We start from the raw sequence: 16,746 nt of genomic DNA, 5'->3' as shown, positions 1-16,746 counted from the left end.
CCAGCAATCGCACAGGCATGCTCACCCGGCAAGCATGAGGGAAGCGCGATATAGCAACCGCGCTTCCCAAATTTTGCGAGATTAGTCGCGCAGCAGCTCGTTGATGCCGGTCTTCGAGCGGGTCTTTTCATCGACGCGCTTGACGATGACGGCGCAATAGAGGCTCGGGGCCGGCTGGCCGTTCGCCATGGTGTTGCCGCTCGGCAGAGAGCCGGCGACGACGACCGAATATGGCGGAACTTCGCCATAGGTGATCTCGCCGGTGGCGCGATCGACGATCTTGGTGGACTTGCCGATGAACACGCCCATGCCAAGCACGGAGCCTTCGCGGATAATGCAGCCTTCGACGACTTCGGAGCGGGCGCCGATGAAGCAATTGTCTTCGATGATGGTCGGGCCGGCCTGCATCGGCTCCAGCACGCCGCCGATGCCGACGCCGCCGGAAAGATGCACATGCTTGCCGATCTGGGCGCAGGAGCCGACGGTTGCCCAGGTATCGACCATGGTGCCTTCGCCGACATAGGCGCCGAGATTGACGAAGGACGGCATCAGGATGGCGTTGGGGGCAATATAGGCGGAGTGACGCACGACGGCGTTCGGCACGGCGCGGAAGCCGGCTTCGCGGAAGCGATTTTCACCCCAGCCTTCGAACTTCGAGGGAACCTTGTCCCACCAGGTGGCGCCGCCGGAGCCACCTTCGACGATCTTCATGTCGTTGAGGCGGAAGGAGAGCAGAACCGCTTTCTTGAGCCACTGGTTGACGATCCAGTTGCCATCGGCACCACGTTCGGCCACGCGAACCTTGCCGCTATCGAGGAGATTGAGCGCCGTTTCGACGGCATCGCGGACTTCGCCGCGCGTCGACGTGTTCACATTGTCGCGATTGTCGAAGGCAGCCTCGATGGACTTTTCGAGGGAGGCGAGATCGGTAGCGCTCATGGGAATTCCTTACAACGTCAGGGCCTATCGTGTTTTCCGGATAAAGCTCCGGATGCGGTCGATTGGTCCTATAGCATGCATGCCGAAAATGGAATGTCTTTTCCGCGCCGATTGAGCTTGGATTCAAGGCGTTGTAGGGGCATATGCAAGAACTTGGGCATTCCTGTCCTTCGGCAGGAAAGGCCCGTCATGATCGATTCGAAAGGCATGAATAGATGAGCAAGGGGAAGAACGGCAGGCTGAGGCGCAAGGACGGGGTTTGGGACCCGTTGAAGACGAGCTCGGCGGACAAGCAGCGGGCCGAGTCGGTGCCGCGCACGCCGCAGTCGATGTCGCCATCCTACCGGCTTGCCTATGCCGATGAGGATTTCCTCTGCCGTGAGGAATTGCGGCCCATCCGCCTGCAGCTGGAATTGCTGAAGACCGAAATGTCGCTGACCGAGCGCGGCATCAAGTCGACTGTCGTGATGTTCGGCGGCGCACGCATTCCCCCCCCCGGCACCAACGCCTGGGCTGCCCGCAATGACGTGCAGCGTGCCAATCTCGAAGCCGCATCGGTCTATTACGAGGAGGCGCGCAAGTTCGCCCGACTCTGCTCCCGTTATTCCGCCGGCTTCGATTACCACGAATATGTCGTCGTCACCGGCGGCGGTCCAGGCGTCATGGAAGCAGGCAATCGCGGCGCGGCAGAAGAAGGCGCGCCCTCGATTGGCCTCAACATCGTGTTGCCGCACGAGCAGGCGCCGAACGCCTATGTGACGCCGGAGCTCAGCTTCAACTTCCATTATTTCGCGATCCGCAAGATGCACTTCATGGTGCGAGCCAAGGCGATCGCGGTGTTCCCGGGCGGCTTCGGCACGCTCGACGAACTGTTCGAATGCCTGACGCTCATCCAGACCGGCCGCATGGAGCGCCTGCCGCTCATTCTCTTTGGTGAGAAGTTCTGGCGCAGCATCATCAATTTCGATGCGCTGGCGGAGTTCGGCACCATCGCGCCGGACGATGTGAACCTCATCAGCTTCGTCGATACCGCCGACGAGGCCTGGAAGATCGTCGCCGATTTCTACGAGCACGACAACGGGCACTGATAACGAAAAGCCCGCCGTCGCTTGGGCGAGGGCGGGCCTTTGTTCATGGGTTTGTTGCCGGAGCGATCGGCTTAGAGCAGCGGGCGGCCCGGCATGTCGTCAAGGTTGACGACGCCATCATGATTGCGATCCAGCCGGTCGAAGAGCTTGTTCATGGCGTCTTCGGCCTCCTTCTTGCTGATCTGGCCGCTTTGATCGGTATCGGCAAAGCGGAAGACCATAGCTTCGTGCATGAAGCGGCCATGCGGTCTGTGATGGCGATGGGCTTCGCCACCCTTGTCGTTGTCATTGTCGTTTTGAGCCTGATCGCTCTTGGACTGGTCGGCCGGAGCCTGATTGCTTTGAGTCTGATCGCCGCCCTGAGCCTGGCCATCTTGAGCCTTGTCGCCCTCAGCTTTGGCATGTTCGGCTCGCCACTGCTTCATCTGCTCCTGGCGGTAGGCGCGATATTCGCCGGGGGTGATCTCACCGTCGTGGTTCACGTCGATCTGGTCGAAGATCTTGTCGACGCCAGCCTTGACCTCATCCTTGGTGAGCTTCGTGTCACCGGGATTGCCGAATTCCTTCAGCATGCGCACGTAAAGGACTTCGGGCGAAATATGCGGTCTGTGCCAGCGGCCGTAATGATGCCTGCCCCCACGGTCGCCATCATGCGAAGCGGCGAGCGCCACCTGGGCGGCACCGCCGAGAAGCAGGGTTGCGGAAAGTCCGGCCAGAAGAAGTTTTTTCCCGTTCATCGTTTTTCCTTTCGTGTCGAGGAATGATCAAACGATACGGTTGGCGGTCGAAAACGACCAATTAAACCTCTGTAAGGCGCATGAAACTTTGGTAACCAAGTCCTAATGAACAGTTAAACCAGCGCTTTCAGGAAGGTAGTGAGGTCGTCGGTCACGTAGTCGATGTGGTCGTCTTCGCCGGTGGTCCGTTCCCACCATTCGACGACCGTCGTCTCGAGATTTTGCGGTACAAGAAGTACCGTCTTCATGCCGAGCGCTTTGGGTACCGTGAGATTGCGCGGCAGGTCCTCGAACATGGCCGCTCTGTTCGTATCGACACGATGAAGGCTCATGAATTTGTCGTAAGTGCTGCCGGCAGGCTTCGGCACATAGTCAGCCGCGACGATATCGAAAATATCGTCGAAGCCATCGAGGATGCCGAGTGCACCGGCCGTCGCCTGGGCGTGTTTGACGCTGCCATTGGTGAAGATGAACTTGCGTCCCGGCAGTGCCTTGATGGCGGCGGCGAGCTCCGGCTGCGGCGTCAGCGCCGAATAGTCGATCGCGTGCGCTTTCTCCAGGAAGTCGTTGGGGTCGATGCCGTGATGGATCATCAAACCCTGCAGCGTCGTGCCGTGATCGAGATAATATTGCTTTTGCAGCTTGCGGGCCTCTTCGCGCTCCATGTGCAGAAGGGCGGAGACGTAAGCCGTCATGTTCTTATCGATCTGCGCGAAGAGATCGACATGATGCGGATAGAGCGTGTTGTCGAGATCGAATACCCAATCACGGATGTGGGAGAAATCGGCTGGCTCGGATAGTGTTTTTGTCTGGCTCATGCCTGTCTTATGGCACGCCCGCTCCGGACGGGGGAAGGGAAATATTCATGCTGCCGCATCTCAACCATTTTGGGGAGATTGCCGTGCGATCTAATGCCGGCTATGATTTTACCATTGATTTCCGGGGTTTTACTCTATTTGCCATGTGAGGGAGAGCTTACGCTCTTTTGGGTCGCGGAGGAGAAATCACCCGGCCGGGCTTTTCGGAGGGGATGCGATGAGTCAGGTGGAAAAGGCGCAGGAATTCGCGCGGCTGCACAAGAAGGGTGAGCCGCTGATCCTTTTCAATATTTGGGATGCGGGCTCTGCCAAGGCTGTCACTGAAGCCGGCGCTAAGGCGCTGGCAACGGGGAGTTGGTCGGTCGCCGCTGCCAATGGTTTCGGGGACGGCCAGGCAATCCCGCTATCGCTGCTGGCGGTGACCGCCAGGCTGATTTCGGTGACGAGCCCGTTGCCTCTGTCGGTCGATTTCGAGGGCGGTTATGCCGTCGAGCCTGAGGAAGTCGCCGCCAATGTCGAAAAGATCATGGATCACGGCGCCATCGGCATCAATTTCGAAGATCAGGTGATCGGCGGCCAGGGCGTTCATCCTATCGAAACGCAGGCAGCACGCATCCGCGCCATCCGCGAGATGGCCGATCGCCGGGAAATGCCCTTGTTCATCAACGCTCGTACCGATCTTTTCCTGCAGGAAAGCGATACGGCGCATCATCAGCTGCTGCTGGACGATGCCTTTCAGCGCGCCGATGCTTTTGCCGAGGCCGGTGCCAGCGGTTTCTTCGCGCCGGGCCTGGTCGAACCGGATTTGATCGGCGCCCTCTGCGAACGCTCGCCTTTGCCTGTTAACATCATGGTGCGGCCGACCACGCCGGACAATGAGACCATGGCAAGGCTGGGTGTCAGCCGCATCAGCTATGGGCCGGCTCCCTATCGTTCGGTCATGGGAATGCTGAAAAGCGAGGCCGAAGCGATCTATCGGCCGTCCTGACGAGCCCCTCGGCGCTTCGCAATCTCGTTTGCGGAGCGCCTGAATTTTCTCAATGAGTGTGCCCTATCAGGGAACGATCAACGTACCCGCACCGCGCTCGGTAAAGATCTCGAGCAGCACGGAATGGGCCGTCTTGCCGTTGAGGATAACGACGCCCTGAACACCGGCCTTGATGGCGTCGATGCAGGTCTCGACCTTCGGAATCATGCCGCCGGAAATCGTGCCGTCGGCAATCAGCGCATGGGCCTGGGCGACGGACAATTCCTTGATGAGCTGGCCCTGCTTGTCGAGGACGCCGGGAACATCCGTGAGGAAAAGCAGGCGCGTGGCACTGAGCGCACCTGCGATCGCGCCGGCAAAGGTATCGGCGTTGATGTTATAGGTCGCGCCGTCGCGGCCGGGGGCGACCGGGGCAATGACCGGAATCATCTCGGACTTGGCAAGCAGATCGAGCAGCGTGCGATCGACTTCGACCACTTCGCCGACGAAACCGAGATCGAGTACGCGTTCGATGTTGGAATCGGGGTCCTTGATAGTCTTGCGCGCTTTTTCGGCGAAGACCATGTTGCCGTCCTTGCCGCAAAGGCCGATCGCCCATTCACCGGTTTGGTTGATCAGCGCGACGATTTCCTTGTTGATCGAGCCGGCGAGCACCATTTCGACGATCTCGACTGTCTTCTGGTCGGTGACCCGCAAGCCGCCTTCGAACTTCGATTCGATGCCCATCTTCGTCAGCATGGCGCCGATCTGCGGGCCGCCGCCATGGACGACGATCGGATTGACGCCGGACTGCTTCAGGAGCGCGATATCGGCCGCAAAGGCCTTGCCAAGTTCGACATTGCCCATGGCATGACCACCATATTTCACGACGATGGTCTTGTTTTCGTAACGCTGCATATAGGGCAGCGCCTGTGCGAGCAGGTTGGCTTGGAGTTCGCTTTGGGCTTCGGACATGGTGCACCCTTCGAAATTGATCGCGGCCTTTTATCTCAAGTTTTTGACAGAGGGAATAATGATCTCGGGATTAAAGCATGTCGCGCAAAGGTGTTCAGCGGTTTTGCGACAACGATATGCGAAAAACCAAAGACCTAAAGCGCGAAAAGTGCATCTGAAAGATCGCGCTGCACTTTCGTTGACGCTATGTCACATTAGCGTCGCCGAAATTGATGGTGCGGATGCGTTTGCCGAGGCGGAGTTTTCTTCTAAAGATGGTGCAGGCGTTGTACCCCGGGGATTTGGATGGCGAGCGAGGAGACGGAAGCGCTGATTGGCCGCATTGCCATGCGCGACCAGAAAGCCTTTGCCGCACTCTACAAGCGTACCAGCCCGAAACTTCTCGGTGTTTGCCTGAGCATCGTTGGCAACAAGGCGGATGCTGAAGAGGTTTTGCAGGAGGTCTATATCAAGGTCTGGCAGCGGGCCGAGCAATTTGCTGTTGCGGAAGGGCCGGCAATGGCCTGGCTGATGACGATCGCGCGCAATCGCGCCATCGATTTCGTCCGTGCCCGCAAGCCCGTAGCTGACGAAATAGACAGCGCTTACGATCTCGCCGACCTGGAACCCGGCCCCGAAGAGCAAGCAATCGTGAAGGGAGAGGGAAGGCGGATTGACAGGTGCATGGAAGAGTTGGAAGCTGATCGTGCGCGGGCTGTTCGCAGCGCCTATGTCGAGGGCTTGAGCTACCAGGAGCTCGCCGACCAACACGCTGTGCCATTGAATACTATGCGCACCTGGCTGCGCCGAAGCCTAATCAGACTGAGAGAGTGCATGGACCGATGAGTACGCCCGATCAAAGCAAGGGAGGCCGCTCCCGCGATGAAGTCCTGGCCGGAGAATATGTGCTTGGCGTGCTTTCCCTGGAAGACCGGCAGAAGGTCGAGCGCCGCATGCGCAGCGACCGGCAGTTCGCCGCAATCGTCAGCCGCTGGGAGCAGAATCTCTCGGAATTCAACGAGGAATATGAGGCGGTGACGCCTGCGGCCGCCGTATTTCCGAAGATCGAAAAGCGGATTTTCGGTGAAGCGGCGTTCGGCGCCCATCTCTGGAATTCGCTGATGCTGTGGCGCTCGGTCGCCTTCGGCTCGCTGTTCTTGGCGGCCGGCGTACTCGTCTTCGCCATCACGAATGAAGGCGGCTTGCGCACGAGCCCGGGCAAGCAGCTCACCGCATCCCTTTCCGGCCAGAACAGTCCCTTCAATCTCCTCGCCAATTACGACGTCGCCAATGGGCGCCTGAAAATTACGCCGGTCGCCGCCGGCAAACCCGAGGAGAAATCGCTGGAGCTCTGGCTGATTCGCGGCAGCGATCCCGCCGAGGCGCTGGGCATACTGCCACCGACCGGCGATGGGGAAATCGTCTTGTCGCCGGAACTTCACGCCAAATTGACTGAAGGCGCCATCATCGCCGTCAGTGTCGAGCCCTTTGGCGGCTCGCCGACCGGCAAACCAACGGGCGATGTGGTTGCTTCCGGCACGATCCATTTGCCCTGAGGAATTTCGCCTCCCGAAAACGTTCGCGGCTGAAACTCTCTGACAGCATGCTCCGTATCTTCTTCCGACCCCGCCCGATCGGGGCAACAGAGAGGAAGAGGTACGTTATGATCAAGACCGTGTTTCGCATTGCCGCCGCTGCCGCAATCCTGTCGGCCGCAAGCAGCCTAGCCTATGCCAAGGACCCGATGGTGGGCGGTGCTGCGATGTATGCCAGCAAGAACATCATCCAGAATGCCGTCAATTCCAAGGATCACACGACCCTGGTCGCAGCCGTCAAGGCGGCCGGCCTCGTCGATACCTTCGAAGGCAAAGGCCCATTCACCGTCTTTGCGCCGACCAATGAAGCCTTCAAGCAGCTGCCAGCAGGCACGGTCGAAACCCTGCTGAAGCCCGAGAACAAGGAGAAGCTCGTCAAGGTGCTGACCTGCCACGTCGTCGCCGGTGATGACATGGCCGCCGCCATCAAGAAATGGGCAATGAGCAAGGGCGGCGAATACGATCTGAAGACGGTCGGCGGCTGCACGATCAAGGCCGTGGACAAGGGCGGCAAGCTGACGTTGACCGACGAAGCCGGCGGCATTGCCCATATCAGCATCGCCGACGTCAAGCAGTCGAATGGCGTGATCCATGTGGTCGACAAGGTGTTGTTGCCGAAGATGTAATCCTTAGCGGCAACACGGCCGCCGTCGCCTTATGCGGGGTTGGGGGCGGCGGCCTCACTTGACCGGTCGGTCTTCAGACCTGGATGCCGACCGTCAGGCCAATGGCCTCGCGCAATTCCTGAAGGCCAGCGCCTTTTTCCGATGAGGTGGCGAGGATGCCGGGATAAGCGGCGGGGCGCTTGCGGATTTTTTCAGCGGTATCGGCCAGCAGCTTCGGTATGCCTGCTTCCTTGATCTTGTCGGTCTTGGTCAGCACGATCTGATAGGAAACGGCAGCTTTGTCGAGAAGGTCCAGGACCTCCGCATCGTTCTTCTTGATACCGTGGCGGCTGTCGATCAGCACATAGACGCGCTTCAGCGTCGTGCGCCCGCGCAGATAGTCGAAGACGAGCTTCGTCCAGGCATCGACCTGATCCTTCGGCGCTTCGGCATAACCGTAGCCCGGCATATCGACCAGAGCCATCGGCGGCAGATCGCCGCCCTCGCCGGAAAAGCCGTCGGGAACGAAATAGTTGAGCTCCTGCGTGCGCCCCGGCGTATTCGAGGTACGCGCCAGGCCCTTATGCCCGACCAGGGCATTGATCAGCGACGACTTGCCGACATTGGAGCGGCCGGCAAAAGCAATTTCCGGCGGCCCTTCCGGCGGCAGAAATTTCATCGACGGCACGCCACGGATGAAAATCCACGGACGCCCGAAAAGCGGCTTGTCGTCTTTTGTCGTCTGATCTGCCATTTACTCAGTCTTTTGCTTGAATGAGTGGATTGGCTTCGAGGTTTTATCCGCGAAAGTCAAGTTTGGATCGGCATTTGGCTTCGTGCCGCCGAGCTTCGATGCCGCCTCAAAGAGTCGGTAATGGCTAACCGCAACACGTGACGGCATTTGCTGGGCCACAGCAAGCCGCCGCTTGAGCTTGCGCGACCAGCCACCGGTCACGCGGCTTGCAGCTAGCTGCGCGGGGAATGAGGTTAACATGCACCGCGCCGTTACCGATAGCGGGAGTCGATGCGCAGTAGAGCTGCATCGGCTGCACCCCGTCGCTTACCTCAAAGGTCAGCCTTGCGGAACCGTCGAGCTGCACGTGCTCGGAAACTTTGCGGATGATAGCGGCGAATTTGCCCGCTGGCATATGCGTGCGGTTGCCTTCGTCGATATCCCAAAGCTGCACGAAAATCTCCGCCCATGTTTCCGGATTGGCCCCGCAGTCCAGTGCCGAAAACTGCCCGGCTTTGACTTCTGTGACGTGATAGCCTGGCCTCACCGGCCGTCCGTTATAGCGGAATACAAGGGGCAGATCGCGGGAAGCGGCCAAGGTCTCAAGCAGAAGGCCGATGCTGATATCCGAAGCTGGGGTCTTGTCGATCGCGTTCATTTGAGGTACTCCATATTTCAACGTTTCAAGGATTATTGAAATATGGATGAAGGTCAAGCCCTCGCTTCGTTCGGCGCTCTCTCTCAGGAGACCCGCCTGCAGATCGTCCGCATGCTCGTCGTTGCTGGTCCTGACGGCATGGCTGCGGGCGCGATTGCGGAGAAGCTCGGCGTATCGCCCTCGAATGTCTCATTCCATCTGAAGGAACTGGATCGGGCCGGCCTCATTGGCCAGCAACGGGAATCCCGCTCTATCGTCTACACCGCCAACTACCATGTGCTCGGAGGTCTCGTCCGCTTCCTGATGGAAGACTGCTGCGCGGGGCACCCGGAGGTCTGCGCGCCGGCGACGCAAGTCGCTGCCTGCTGCGTACCAGCTGCGAGAAACGTTCCATGAATATGCTGATCTCGGGCCTGAAACCATGACATCTTTTCCGCTTTCGCGCCGTCTTGTCTCTGAGGCCTTGGGCACGGGTCTTCTGGTCACGACGGTGGTCGGTTCGGGCATCATGGCGGACAGGCTGACGACCGATACGGCGCTTGCGCTGCTCACCAATACGCTGCCTACGGGTGCGATCCTCGTCGTGCTGATCACCGTCCTGGGGCCGATATCCGGCGCTCACTTCAACCCGGTCGTATCGCTGGTCTTTGCGATACGGCGCGAGCTGACCGCGATGTCGGCTTTGGGCTATGTCGTCGCCCAGATCCTTGGCGGGATTTTCGGAACGATCCTTGCGCATGCCATGTTCGAACTGCCGTTGCTGCAGGCCTCGACCACCATTCGCAGCGGCGGCGCGCAATGGCTGGCCGAGGTGACGGCCACCTTCGGCCTTGTCTTCTTCATCCTCGCCGGCCTGCGGTTTCGCGCCGACGCCGTGGCGTGGCTGGTCGGCCTCTACATCACGGCTGCCTACTGGTTCACCGCTTCCACCTCTTTCGCCAATCCGGCTGTCGCAATCGCCCGCTCGCTGACGAACACCTTCGCCGGCATCCGTCCTGTCGATCTGTCGGGTTTCATCGTCGCGGAAATCCTCGGCGCATTGCTGGCGGTGTTGCTCGCGAGCTGGCTGCTAATGGAAGCCCGCAATCCTCAAACTCTCGCTGAAACGGAACTTGCCCCATGACCATGGATGTCACGATCTACCACAATCCAGACTGTGGCACCTCGCGCAACACGCTGGCGATGATCCGTAATGCCGGCATCGAGCCCACCGTCATCGAATATCTGAGCAATCCCCCAAGTCGCGATGATCTCATCAAGATGATAGCCGATGCGGGTTTGACTGTCCGGCAGGCGATCCGCCAAAATGGCACGCCCTATGCCGAACTCGGCCTCGACAATCCGGACCTGACCGATGCCCAGTTGCTCGATGCCATGTTGAAGGATCCGATCCTGATCAACCGCCCGTTCGTCGTCACGCCCATGGGCACGCGTCTTGCCCGGCCTTCGGAAGTCGTCCTGGATATCCTGCCCGATACGCATAAAGGCCCGTTCGCCAAGGAAGATGGCGAGCAGGTTCTCGATGCTGACGGCAAGCGCCTTGTCTGAACGGGTGCCTCTTCTTGCAGTGCTTGCGCTCGGCATCACGCAGATCATCGGGTACGGCACTCTCTACTACAGCTTCAGCATCCTCGCGCCCGATATGGTCGCGCAGTTCGCGTGGTCGAGTGAATGGGTTTTCGGTGCGCTGTCGGTCGCGCTTCTGATCGGCGGCCTCACCGCACCGTGGCTCGGCGTGCTGTTCGACAGGCTCGGCGCCGCCCGGGTGATGACGATCGGCTCCCTCATGGCGGCTGTCGCCCTGGCCGCCTGTGCCTTTGCACCCAACAAGGCAGCCTATGTCGCTGCACTTGTTGCGATCGAAGCTTCCGCCAATCTGGTCCAGTATGGCGCGGCCTTTGCGCTGCTCGTGCAAATCCGACCGCAGGTCGCCTCCCGCAGTATTACCTATCTGACGCTGATCGGCGGATTCGCCTCGACAATCTTCTGGCCGATGACCACGGCACTTCATGCGCATCTCACATGGCAGAACGTCTATTTGGCTTTCGCCGTGCTCAACCTCTGTATCTGCCTGCCAATCCACGCCTGGTTGTCGCATCAGGGAGTCTCGCGCGGGGTGAAGGCATCGACCGTAGCTCGGCGCGTAGAGGGTGTGTTGCCACCTGCTCGCCGTCGCCTTGGCTTTGCAATCATGGTTACGGGTTTTTCGCTGATGTCGCTGGTCAGTTCGGCCGTTCTGGTGCATCTGGTGCCGCTGCTGTCCGGCCTTGGTCTTAGTGCGACCGCGGTTCTCGTAGGGACGCTCTTCGGCCCATCGCAGGTCGGCAGCCGCCTCACCAATATGGTGTTCGGCAAGAACCTGCCAGCACTCCATCTGGCCGTGATCGCTTCGACGCTGATTCCGGGCGGGCTGCTGGTGCTTCTGCTTTCGGCTCCCTCCGTGCCCGGCGCCATGGCCTTCGCGATAATCTTCGGCATGGGCAACGGCCTCCTCAGCATCGTCACCGGCACGCTGCCTCTGCATCTTTTCGGCAGTGACGGCTACGGGAAGCTTCAGGGGAAGATGATGGCGGCGCGGCTGATCCTTTCAGCTCTTGCCCCGTTCGCTCTGGCCTTCGCGATGGAGAATATCGGCATTACGCCGTCACTCGCCGTCACGGCCGCTCTCGGCGGGCTTTCCATCGTTGCGCTATCTTCCATCGCAGCATTGCGATGACCATTATGGGCGGTGTATCGGTGCTGGAGGTCGCGTCGATCGCACCTCCGCCGGATAAAGAAAAAGCCCCACCGGAGCAGGGCTTTTGTCGTCATTTCGATGGTGCCGGTTTTCGTTTGAAGAGGCCCTTCAGATTGTCGAAGAGCTCCACCTTCACGCCGTGGCGCTTCATGATAATCGACTGCTGGATGACCGAGAGCGTGTTGTTCCAGGCCCAGTAGATCACGAGTCCGGCCGGGAAGCTTGCCAGCATGAACATGAATACCAGCGGCATCCAGTTGAAGATCATCGCCTGGGTCGGATCGGGAGGCGTCGGGTTCATGCGCATCTGCAGGAACATGGTGACGCCCATGATCAGCGGCCAGACGCCGAGATGCAGGAAGGTCGGAGCCGCGAACGGCAGCAGGCCGAACAGGTTGACGATCGAGGTCGGGTCCGGAGCCGAAAGATCCTGGATCCAGCCGAAGAACGGCGCATGGCGCATCTCGATGGTGATGTAGATCACCTTGTAGAGCGAGAAAAAGATCGGGATCTGCAAGAGCACCGGCCAGCAACCCGCGATCGGATTGATCTTCTCTTCCTTGTAGAGCTGCATGGTCGCCTGCTGCAGGGCCATGCGGTCGTCGCCGAATTTGGCCTTCAGCTCCTCCATCTTCGGCTGCACGCGCTTCATGTTCGCCATGGAGGCATACTGCCGGCTGGCGAGCGGGAAGAAGAGCGCCTTGACGACGATGGTGGTGCAGAGGATGGCGACGCCGAAATTGCCGAAGTAGCGGAAGAAGAAATCCATCAGCTTGAACATCGGCTTGGTGATGAAATAGAACCAGCCCCAGTCGATCAGGCGGTCGAAGCGCGGGATCGAATAGCTGGTCTCATAGCGGTCGATGACCGGAACTTCCTTGGCGCCGGCGAAGACGAGGTTCTTCAGGTCAATCGACTGGCCGGGGGCTACCGTGATCGCATCCTGCTTGTAGTCTGCCTGATAACGCGGCGTGCCATCCGCGAAGTGCGAGAAGCGGGCGTCATAAGCGGTCGACTGCGGCGGCACGATGGTTGCAGCCCAATACTTGTCCGTCATGCCGAGCCAGCCGCCGGTCGCCTTGGCGGGCGTCGTGGCTTCCTTTTCGGTAGACGCATATTTGGTCTCGATCAGGCCGTCATCGCCGATAACGCCGATGAAGCCTTCATGCAGGACGTAGGCGGAAGGCGTCTCGGGCTTGTTGTAGCGGGTGACGCGGCCATAGCTCGACAGTGCAATCGGCGCCTGGCTGGCGTTGGCGATCTTGTCGGTGATCGTGAACATATAGCGATCGTCGACGGAGATCGTGCGGCTGAAGGTGATGCCCTTGTCATTGGTGTAGGACAGTGTCACCGGCGTCTTGTCGGTCAGCTTGTCGCCGCTCGTGAGCTTCCACAGGGTCGAAGGGCCTGGGACTGCGCCGGTCGCATCGCTGCCAACATAGCCGAGTTCGGTGAAATAACCGTCCTTGGTGTCGGCCGGGCTGAACAGGGTGATGATCGGGCTGCTCTTGTCGACCGTCTCGTGATAGGCCTTCAGACGGAGATCGTCGAGGCGAGCGCCTTCCAGGTTGATGGAGCCGGCAAGGGCGGGCGTATCGATGACAACGCGCGCGGATGCGGTCTTTTCGACGGACTGGTCACGGGTGAGGACCGCCGAGGTCGTCTGGCCATTCGCCGGCAGCGAACCGTTGACCGCAGTGCCCGCGGGAGCTGGCTGCGTCGTCTGGGCCTGCTGCGCCTGCTGGTGCTGCTTGGCGGCTTGCTCGGCCTGACGCTGCGCTTCGAGGCGCGGGTTCATGTAGAAAAACTGCCAGCCGAGAACAATCAGCACAGACAGTGCAATTGCAATGAAGTAATTGCGGTTGTTTTCCATCATACTTTCCTGGAGCGGTCCTTTTCCGACCGCCGGTGTTTCGGCCTGGTTTCGATGCGGCTTACGAGTTCGCTCGCCAGTTTTTCGAAAGGCGCGGTCAGCACCTCGCGTCGCGCGACAACCACATAGTCGTGTCCGGGCTGCATTGCAAATCCGGCGTGAAGCCGCACGGCTTCTTTCAGCCTGCGCCGCATGCGGTTGCGCTCCACCGCGTTGCCATGTTTTTTGGTGACGGTAAAACCGACGCGGGGTTCGGCGTCGGCGGTCTTGCGATCCAGCATTTCGATGAGAAAGAAGCTGCCTCTGCGCTTCTCGCCTTCGCGGACTGCAAGAAACTGCGGCCGGCTTTTCAGCCGCCCGACAGTCTTTTTGGGTCGTTCATTCGTCAATTTGCCCGCCATCCTGGATTATCGGGCACTTCGGCCCTTAGGCCGAAAGACGCTTGCGGCCGCGGTTACGGCGAGCGGAAAGAACCGCACGGCCGCCCTTGGTGGCCATACGCGCACGGAAGCCGTGACGACGCTTGCGGACAAGCTTGGATGGTTGGTAGGTACGCTTCATTTATTTAAACACCGCGGAGTGCGGCCCTTCTTGAGCTTTGCTTTGAATAGCAAGGAGCGTTGTTGATTATGGCGAACGGACTTGGCCCGCAAAAGCAGGCTCCATGACCGGACGTGCGCGGGCTTATACGGATCAAGGCCCCGGAAGTCAATTATAGGAGCGCAGATTCCTTGAAATCAGGCAAATTCGCGCCAATCGGCCGCGGCAACGTGCTTGGGCGGCAATGCTCGCCGGAATGTGTGCGCAACCTTAAATATAGGTTGAGGATATTCTAAAATATATGGAAAGTATAGTTAGGAATGCCGTACGTTTAGATTAAAAATACTTCAATATAACGTTAATGATTTTAGCCGATATCTAGCTCTATGTCGTAAAACCCATCGATTTATGGGGGATGGGATCTGCGCCGGAGGGGTATTGTGAAAATTCGCGGCAAAATAAATCTGCTTGTATCTGTCATGGCCGGGGCGGCGCTTCTGATTGGCGCCACTGCCCTCTATGCGTTGCATCAATATGACCAGAAATTACAGAGCTATGAGCAGACGGCGAGCCGCGCTTACATGGGCGAGCGCCTGAATCGCTACGTGACCGCAGTGGTCATGGAGGCGCGCGGCATCTATGCCGCTGCCGCGGCAAAGGATTCCAAACCCTTTGCCGATGGGCTGATGGCCGATCTCGACGAAATCGACAAGGTGCTGACGAGCTGGGCGCCTCTGGTGCCGGAGATGCAGAAGCCCGAATTCGCAAAGCTGCAGGCCCGCGCCCAGGAGTTCCGCGTCTTTCGCACGGAAACGGCCAGGCTCGGCGTGACCGATGGCCCGGACGCCGCCGGCAAGCAGGGCAACAACGAGGCGAACCGCGCCAACCGCAAGGCTTTCCAGGCCGAGATCGATGCGATCGTCCAGACCGACAAGGCGGAGCTGGCGAAAGCCGAAGCCGAGATTGCAGCTTTTCATAGCAACGTCCTGTGGGTCGTCCTCGGCATCATGATTGCCGGTATCGTGGCGGGCGTCGGCCTCGGAGCCTATATCGGAACCGTCCACCTGAGCCGCCCGATCCGCAAGGTGACGGATGCGATAAAGAATGTCGCCAACGGCCAGTTCGATATCGAGGTGCCGTTTGCCGGCCGCCGGGACGAAATCGGCGAGATGGCCGCGGCCGTCGACGTCTTCAAGGAAAACGGCAATGCCGTGCGCCGCATGAATGCCGAAGAAACAGCCATGCGCGCCAAGAGCGACGAGCTTCAATCGAGCATGTCTCTCGCAGTATCTGCCGCGGCAGCCGGCGATTTCAGCCAGCGCATCGAGAAGGACTACGGTGACGTCAATCTCAACCGCTTCGCGCGCAACGTCAACGAGCTCCTGATCAGCGTCGACACGGGAATCGGCGAGGTCCGCCGCGTCATTGCAAGCCTGGCTGACGGAGATCTGACCCAGGCGATGAAGGGCGAATTCCAGGGCGCCTTTGCCGAGCTGCAGCAGAACGTCAATACGACGCTTGCGACGCTGAAGAGCACCATGAGCGAGGTGCGGGCGACCACTGGTTCGATCAACTCCAACACCAACGAGCTCCGCCACGCCAGCGACGACCTCTCCAAGCGCACCGAACAGCAGGCGGCCGCCCTGGAGGAGACCTCGGCGGCGCTCGATCAGATCACCTCCGTCGTGCAGAATTCCACGGAGCGGGCACGCGAAGCCAGTGTCATGGTGAGCGAGGCCAAGGACGATGCGGCCCGTTCCGGCACGGTCGTGCGTAACGCTATCGACGCCATGGGACGCATCGAGCAGGCATCGGGCGAGATCAGCCAGATCATCGGTGTGATCGACGATATCGCCTTCCAGACCAATCTTCTGGCATTGAATGCGGGCGTCGAGGCCGCACGTGCCGGCGAGGCAGGCAAGGGCTTCGCGGTAGTTGCCCAGGAAGTACGCGAGCTTGCGCAGCGCTCCGCAACAGCTGCCAAGGATATCAAGGCCTTGATCGGCAAGTCCGGTAGCGAGGTGCAGATCGGCGTCAAGCTTGTGCAGGCGACCGGCGAGGCGCTGTCGTCCATCGAAGCGCGCGTCCTCAAGATCAACGACCACATACACTCGATCGCAACGGCGGCGCGCGAGCAGGCAACTGGCCTGTCCGAGGTCAACAACGCTGTCAACCAGATGGACGAAGTCACACAGCGCAACGCCGCCATGGTCGAGGAAACCTCGGCCGCGACCCATCGATTGGCAGCCGAGGCGGATGGTCTTGTCCACCTCGTTTCGCGTTTCAAGGTCGACGCAGCCAATGTTTCCGCTCCCGTTCCAGCGCGCGCCGAGACGCATCGCCCGACCGCTTCGCCGGCCCGGCGCATGATCGACAGGGTCGCGACTGCATTTGGCGGAGGAGCGCTTGCTCCGGCTGCCGCTGCGCAGGGCTGGGAAGAGTTCTGATCCTGCCGATCTGATCTCACCGATATGAGGCTGGCTGCGGCGCTTGGGCGTCGTT

Annotated in this window: 19 protein-coding genes; 10 read left to right on the top strand and 9 right to left on the bottom strand. The window is 59.9% G+C overall.

Annotated elements, in window-relative coordinates; genetic code table 11:
- Positions 1–81: 81 nt before the first annotated feature.
- A complete protein-coding gene (gene dapD, locus FBZ99_RS13055; protein ID WP_145633480.1) occupies positions 82–939 on the bottom strand; it encodes a 2,3,4,5-tetrahydropyridine-2,6-dicarboxylate N-succinyltransferase in 858 nt (285 codons plus the stop codon).
- Positions 940–1,154: 215 nt separating this feature from the next.
- On the opposite strand from dapD, the gene FBZ99_RS13050 reads away from it, so the two are divergent.
- Positions 1,155–2,027 (top strand): LOG family protein, encoded by an 873-nt coding sequence (locus FBZ99_RS13050; RefSeq protein ID WP_145633477.1) that lies wholly within the window; start codon positions 1,155–1,157, stop codon positions 2,025–2,027.
- Positions 2,028–2,098: 71 nt separating this feature from the next.
- On the opposite strand, the gene FBZ99_RS13045 is transcribed toward FBZ99_RS13050, so the two are convergent.
- Together FBZ99_RS13045 and FBZ99_RS13040 are read right to left on the bottom strand one after the other, a co-directional pair.
- Entirely contained in the window at positions 2,099–2,764 is a 666-nt protein-coding gene (locus tag FBZ99_RS13045; RefSeq protein WP_113390010.1) for a calcium-binding protein, read from the bottom strand.
- Positions 2,765–2,877: 113 nt separating this feature from the next.
- Positions 2,878–3,582: a pyrimidine 5'-nucleotidase gene (locus FBZ99_RS13040; RefSeq protein WP_113390011.1), complete on the bottom strand. Its 705-nt coding sequence runs from the start codon at positions 3,580–3,582 to the stop codon at positions 2,878–2,880.
- 217 nt (positions 3,583–3,799) lie between these two features.
- On the opposite strand from FBZ99_RS13040, the gene FBZ99_RS13035 reads away from it, so the two are divergent.
- A complete protein-coding gene (locus FBZ99_RS13035; protein WP_095433830.1) occupies positions 3,800–4,570 on the top strand; it encodes an isocitrate lyase/PEP mutase family protein in 771 nt (256 codons plus the stop codon).
- 66 nt (positions 4,571–4,636) lie between these two features.
- Here FBZ99_RS13035 and argB read toward each other — a convergent pair whose 3' ends face one another.
- On the bottom strand, positions 4,637–5,524 hold the full coding sequence (gene argB / locus FBZ99_RS13030) for an acetylglutamate kinase (protein ID WP_015338657.1): 888 nt from the start codon (positions 5,522–5,524) through the stop codon (positions 4,637–4,639).
- 285 nt (positions 5,525–5,809) lie between these two features.
- Between argB and FBZ99_RS13025 the strand changes: the two genes are divergently transcribed.
- From FBZ99_RS13025 to FBZ99_RS13015, 3 genes are all read left to right on the top strand, one after another.
- Positions 5,810–6,349 carry a sigma-70 family RNA polymerase sigma factor gene (locus FBZ99_RS13025; RefSeq protein WP_113390012.1) on the top strand — a complete coding sequence of 180 codons (540 nt, stop codon included), beginning with the start codon at positions 5,810–5,812 and terminating at the stop codon, positions 6,347–6,349.
- Positions 6,346–7,059 (top strand): anti-sigma factor, encoded by a 714-nt coding sequence (locus tag FBZ99_RS13020; RefSeq protein WP_092715039.1) that lies wholly within the window; start codon positions 6,346–6,348, stop codon positions 7,057–7,059. The genes FBZ99_RS13025 and FBZ99_RS13020 overlap by 4 nt, the downstream gene beginning before the upstream one ends.
- A gap of 107 nt (positions 7,060–7,166) precedes the next feature.
- The gene (locus FBZ99_RS13015) at positions 7,167–7,724 is read left to right on the top strand and encodes a fasciclin domain-containing protein (protein ID WP_113390013.1); all 558 of its coding nucleotides are present in this window, start codon (positions 7,167–7,169) and stop codon (positions 7,722–7,724) included.
- A gap of 73 nt (positions 7,725–7,797) precedes the next feature.
- Here the strand turns inward: FBZ99_RS13015 and yihA are convergent, their stop codons facing one another.
- Together yihA and FBZ99_RS13005 are read right to left on the bottom strand one after the other, a co-directional pair.
- Positions 7,798–8,457, bottom strand: a complete 660-nt coding sequence (gene yihA / locus FBZ99_RS13010; protein WP_113231905.1) for a ribosome biogenesis GTP-binding protein YihA/YsxC — start codon at positions 8,455–8,457, stop codon at positions 7,798–7,800.
- Between the two features lie 124 nt (positions 8,458–8,581).
- On the bottom strand, positions 8,582–9,094 hold the full coding sequence (locus tag FBZ99_RS13005) for a DUF6428 family protein (RefSeq protein ID WP_113390014.1): 513 nt from the start codon (positions 9,092–9,094) through the stop codon (positions 8,582–8,584).
- A gap of 42 nt (positions 9,095–9,136) precedes the next feature.
- Between FBZ99_RS13005 and FBZ99_RS13000 the strand changes: the two genes are divergently transcribed.
- From FBZ99_RS13000 to arsK, 4 genes are read left to right on the top strand one after another with little or no spacing between them, the layout of a single operon-like run.
- Positions 9,137–9,490, top strand: a complete 354-nt coding sequence (locus FBZ99_RS13000; RefSeq protein ID WP_113330020.1) for an ArsR/SmtB family transcription factor — start codon at positions 9,137–9,139, stop codon at positions 9,488–9,490.
- 25 nt (positions 9,491–9,515) lie between these two features.
- Positions 9,516–10,217, top strand: a complete 702-nt coding sequence (locus FBZ99_RS12995; RefSeq protein WP_113390015.1) for an aquaporin — start codon at positions 9,516–9,518, stop codon at positions 10,215–10,217.
- Complete coding sequence (arsC, locus tag FBZ99_RS12990; protein WP_113330021.1) at positions 10,214–10,642, top strand: arsenate reductase (glutaredoxin); 429 nt, start codon at positions 10,214–10,216, stop codon at positions 10,640–10,642. The genes FBZ99_RS12995 and arsC overlap by 4 nt, the downstream gene beginning before the upstream one ends.
- On the top strand, positions 10,617–11,810 hold the full coding sequence (arsK, locus tag FBZ99_RS12985; protein ID WP_113351293.1) for an arsenite efflux MFS transporter ArsK: 1,194 nt from the start codon (positions 10,617–10,619) through the stop codon (positions 11,808–11,810). The genes arsC and arsK overlap by 26 nt, the downstream gene beginning before the upstream one ends.
- A gap of 91 nt (positions 11,811–11,901) precedes the next feature.
- On the opposite strand, the gene yidC is transcribed toward arsK, so the two are convergent.
- From yidC to rpmH, 3 genes are read right to left on the bottom strand one after another with little or no spacing between them, the layout of a single operon-like run.
- Positions 11,902–13,704, bottom strand: coding sequence for a membrane protein insertase YidC (gene yidC, locus FBZ99_RS12980; RefSeq protein WP_113330022.1), 1,803 nt, complete (start codon positions 13,702–13,704; stop codon positions 11,902–11,904).
- Positions 13,704–14,105 carry a ribonuclease P protein component gene (gene rnpA, locus FBZ99_RS12975; RefSeq protein WP_015338668.1) on the bottom strand — a complete coding sequence of 134 codons (402 nt, stop codon included), beginning with the start codon at positions 14,103–14,105 and terminating at the stop codon, positions 13,704–13,706. The genes yidC and rnpA overlap by 1 nt, the downstream gene beginning before the upstream one ends.
- Positions 14,106–14,130: 25 nt before the next feature.
- The gene (rpmH, locus tag FBZ99_RS12970) at positions 14,131–14,265 is read right to left on the bottom strand and encodes a 50S ribosomal protein L34 (protein WP_041677194.1); all 135 of its coding nucleotides are present in this window, start codon (positions 14,263–14,265) and stop codon (positions 14,131–14,133) included.
- Positions 14,266–14,684: 419 nt separating this feature from the next.
- Between rpmH and FBZ99_RS12965 the strand changes: the two genes are divergently transcribed.
- Positions 14,685–16,691: a HAMP domain-containing methyl-accepting chemotaxis protein gene (locus tag FBZ99_RS12965; protein WP_113390016.1), complete on the top strand. Its 2,007-nt coding sequence runs from the start codon at positions 14,685–14,687 to the stop codon at positions 16,689–16,691.
- The last annotated feature ends 55 nt before the right edge of the window (positions 16,692–16,746 follow it).

It is taken from the genome of Rhizobium sp. ERR 1071 (assembly GCF_007828675.1).
In the GTDB taxonomy this organism is placed as follows: Bacteria; Pseudomonadota; Alphaproteobacteria; order Rhizobiales; family Rhizobiaceae; genus Rhizobium; species Rhizobium dioscoreae.
The sequence above is the reverse complement of the archived record's forward strand: the minus strand, read 5'-3'. Positions and strand labels throughout refer to the sequence as shown.

Bases quoted from the DNA above. Each gene is read 5' to 3' on its own strand.
- dapD (WP_145633480.1), bottom strand. From the start codon at position 939: ATGAGCGCTACCGATCTCGCCTCCCTCGAAAAGTCCATCGAGGCTGCC.
- FBZ99_RS13050 (WP_145633477.1), top strand. From the start codon at position 1,155: ATGAGCAAGGGGAAGAACGGCAGGCTGAGGCGCAAGGACGGGGTTTGG.
- FBZ99_RS13045 (WP_113390010.1), bottom strand. From the start codon at position 2,764: ATGAACGGGAAAAAACTTCTTCTGGCCGGACTTTCCGCAACCCTGCTT.
- FBZ99_RS13040 (WP_113390011.1), bottom strand. From the start codon at position 3,582: ATGAGCCAGACAAAAACACTATCCGAGCCAGCCGATTTCTCCCACATC.
- FBZ99_RS13035 (WP_095433830.1), top strand. From the start codon at position 3,800: ATGAGTCAGGTGGAAAAGGCGCAGGAATTCGCGCGGCTGCACAAGAAG.
- argB (WP_015338657.1), bottom strand. From the start codon at position 5,524: ATGTCCGAAGCCCAAAGCGAACTCCAAGCCAACCTGCTCGCACAGGCG.
- FBZ99_RS13025 (WP_113390012.1), top strand. From the start codon at position 5,810: ATGGCGAGCGAGGAGACGGAAGCGCTGATTGGCCGCATTGCCATGCGC.
- FBZ99_RS13020 (WP_092715039.1), top strand. From the start codon at position 6,346: ATGAGTACGCCCGATCAAAGCAAGGGAGGCCGCTCCCGCGATGAAGTC.
- FBZ99_RS13015 (WP_113390013.1), top strand. From the start codon at position 7,167: ATGATCAAGACCGTGTTTCGCATTGCCGCCGCTGCCGCAATCCTGTCG.
- yihA (WP_113231905.1), bottom strand. From the start codon at position 8,457: ATGGCAGATCAGACGACAAAAGACGACAAGCCGCTTTTCGGGCGTCCG.
- FBZ99_RS13005 (WP_113390014.1), bottom strand. From the start codon at position 9,094: ATGAACGCGATCGACAAGACCCCAGCTTCGGATATCAGCATCGGCCTT.
- FBZ99_RS13000 (WP_113330020.1), top strand. From the start codon at position 9,137: ATGGATGAAGGTCAAGCCCTCGCTTCGTTCGGCGCTCTCTCTCAGGAG.
- FBZ99_RS12995 (WP_113390015.1), top strand. From the start codon at position 9,516: ATGACATCTTTTCCGCTTTCGCGCCGTCTTGTCTCTGAGGCCTTGGGC.
- arsC (WP_113330021.1), top strand. From the start codon at position 10,214: ATGACCATGGATGTCACGATCTACCACAATCCAGACTGTGGCACCTCG.
- arsK (WP_113351293.1), top strand. From the start codon at position 10,617: ATGCTGACGGCAAGCGCCTTGTCTGAACGGGTGCCTCTTCTTGCAGTG.
- yidC (WP_113330022.1), bottom strand. From the start codon at position 13,704: ATGGAAAACAACCGCAATTACTTCATTGCAATTGCACTGTCTGTGCTG.
- rnpA (WP_015338668.1), bottom strand. From the start codon at position 14,105: ATGGCGGGCAAATTGACGAATGAACGACCCAAAAAGACTGTCGGGCGG.
- rpmH (WP_041677194.1), bottom strand. From the start codon at position 14,265: ATGAAGCGTACCTACCAACCATCCAAGCTTGTCCGCAAGCGTCGTCAC.